The organism is Cohnella lupini (assembly GCF_003386205.1).
GTDB classification, from domain to species: Bacteria; Bacillota; Bacilli; order Paenibacillales; family Paenibacillaceae; genus Cohnella; species Cohnella lupini.
On sequence record NZ_QRDY01000052.1, the window covers coordinates 1 to 2940 of the forward strand.

General features: G+C 54.0%; 1 rRNA gene. It reads right to left on the bottom strand.

The window, feature by feature from the left end:
- Window positions 1-11: 11 nt before the first annotated feature.
- A 23S ribosomal RNA gene (locus DFP95_RS28505) occupies window positions 12-2939 on the bottom strand.
- Window position 2940: the final 1 nt, after the last annotated feature.

A 2940-nucleotide genomic window follows, 5' to 3' on the forward strand; every position in this document is an offset into this window, starting at 1 on the left:
TGTCCATTCGTTAGGATAAGCCCTCGACCGATTAGTACTCGTCAGCTGCACACGTTACCGCGCTTCCACCCCGAGCCTATCAACCTGGTGTTCTTCCAGGGGTCTTACGAATTGGGAAATCTCATCTTGAGGCAGGCTTCGCGCTTAGATGCTTTCAGCGCTTATCCCTTCCGCACTTGGCTACCCAGCGATGCTCCTGGCGGAACAACTGGTACACCAGCGGTGCGTCCATCCCGGTCCTCTCGTACTAAGGACAGCCCCTCTCAAATTTCCTACGCCCGCGACAGATAGGGACCGAACTGTCTCACGACGTTCTGAACCCAGCTCGCGTACCGCTTTAATGGGCGAACAGCCCAACCCTTGGGACCTACTTCAGCCCCAGGATGCGATGAGCCGACATCGAGGTGCCAAACCTCCCCGTCGATGTGGACTCTTGGGGGAGATAAGCCTGTTATCCCCAGGGTAGCTTTTATCCGTTGAGCGATGGCCCTTCCATTCGGTACCACCGGATCACTAAGTCCGACTTTCGTCCCTGCTCGACTTGTAGGTCTCGCAGTCAAGCTCCCTTATGCCTTTGCACTCTGCGCGCGATTTCCAACCGCGCTGAGGGAACCTTAGAGCGCCTCCGTTACACTTTAGGAGGCGACCGCCCCAGTCAAACTGTCCGCCTGACACGGTCCTCCTACCCGATAAGGGTAGTGAGTTAGAACTCCGATACGATCAGGGTGGTATCCCAACGGCGCCTCCGGTGAAGCTTGCGCTCCACCTTCATAGGCTCCCACCTATCCTGTACAGACCGTACCAAAGTTCAATATCAAGCTACAGTAAAGCTCCATGGGGTCTTTCCGTCACGTCGCGGGTAACCTGCATCTTCACAGGTACTAAAATTTCACCGGATCTCTCGTTGAGACAGCGCCCAAGTCGTTACGCCATTCGTGCGGGTCAGAATTTACCTGACAAGGAATTTCGCTACCTTAGGACCGTTATAGTTACGGCCGCCGTTTACTGGGGCTTCAATTCATAGCTTCGCCTTGCGGCTAACCACTCCTCTTAACCTTCCAGCACCGGGCAGGCGTCAGCCCGTATACTTCGCCTTACGGCTTCGCACAGACCTGTGTTTTTGCTAAACAGTCGCTTGGGCCTCTTCACTGCGGCCCCCTCGTGCTATTCACACTACCGGGGCACCCCTTCTCCCGAAGTTACGGGGTCATTTTGCCGAGTTCCTTAACGAGAGTTCTTCCGCGCGCCTTAGAATTCTCATCTCGCCCACCTGTGTCGGTTTGCGGTACGGGCACCTTCTCCTGGCTAGAGGCTTTTCTTGGCAGCGTGGGTACATGACCTTCGGTACTGTGATTTTCCCTCCCCATCACAGCTTGAGGTATCAGTGTGCGGATTTGCCTACACACACCTCTCACTGCTTGGACAGACTATTCCATCAGTCTGCGTCGTTCTCCTCCTGCGTCCCCCCATTGCTCATAACGGATTACGGTGGTACAGGAATTTCAACCTGTTGTCCATCCACTACGCCTTTCGGCCTCGCGTTAGGTCCCGACTTACCCTGGGCGGACGAACCTACCCCAGGAACCCTTAGGCTTTCGGCGGACAGGATTCTCACCTGTCTTTTCGTTACTCATACCGGCATTCTCACTTCTATGCAGTCCACCTGTCCTTACGGTCAGACTTCTACCCGCATACAACGCTCCCCTACCCAAGTACCCTAAGGTACATGCCATAGCTTCGGTGGTGTGTTTAGCCCCGTTACATTTTCGGCGCAGAGTCACTCGACCAGTGAGCTATTACGCACTCTTTAAATGGTGGCTGCTTCTAAGCCAACATCCTGGTTGTCTTCGCAACTCCACATCCTTTCCCACTTAACACACACTTGGGGACCTTAGCTGATGATCTGGGCTCTTTCCCTCTTGACAATGGATCTTAGCACTCACTGTCTGACTCCCGAGTATACATGCATGGCATTCGGAGTTTGACTGGACTTGGTAACCCTTGGCGGGCCCCGCACCCAATCAGTGCTCTACCTCCATGATGCTTTACCTCGAGGCTAGCCCTAAAGCTATTTCGGGGAGAACCAGCTATCTCCGAGTTCGATTGGAATTTCTCCCCTACCCCCACGTCATCCCAGAGCTTTTCAACGCTCACGAGTTCGGGCCTCCAGTGCGTGTTACCGCACCTTCACCCTGCACAGGGGTAGATCACACGGTTTCGGGTCTACGACCACGTACTTAAGCGCCCTATTCAGACTCGGTTTCCCTTCGGCTCCGCCTCATCAGCTTAACCTTGCACGTGAACGTAACTCGCCGGTTCATTCTACAAAAGGCACGCCATCACCCCTAGATTGGGCTCTGACTTTTTGTAAGCGCACGGTTTCAGGTTCTTTTTCACTCCGCTCCCGCGGTGCTTTTCACCTTTCCCTCACGGTACTGCTTCACTATCGGTCGCCAGGAAGTATTTAGCCTTGGCAGATGGTCCTGCCGGATTCCCACGGGGTTTCTCGTGTCCCGCGGTACTCAGGATCCGTCTCGGAGAGAGTAGATTTTCAGCTACAGGGTTTTTACCTTCTGTGACGGGACTTTCCAGTCCTCTTCGCTTAATCTTCTCTTTTCTTACTCCATGTGAGACGTCCTACAACCCCTAAGAGCAAGCCCTTAGGTTTGGGCTTCTCCGCGTTCGCTCGCCGCTACTGACGGAATCACTTTTGTTTTCTTTTCCTCAGGGTACTTAGATGTTTCAGTTCCCCTGGTGTGCCTCCAACGACCTATGTATTCAGTCGAGGGTAACTACCCATTACGGTAGCTGGGTTTCCCCATTCGGAAATCTCCGGATCAAAGCTCACTTACAGCTCCCCGAAGCATATCGCTGTTCGTCGCGTCCTTCTTCGGCTCCTGGCGCCTAGGCATCCTCCGTGCGCACTTATTAGCTTAACCA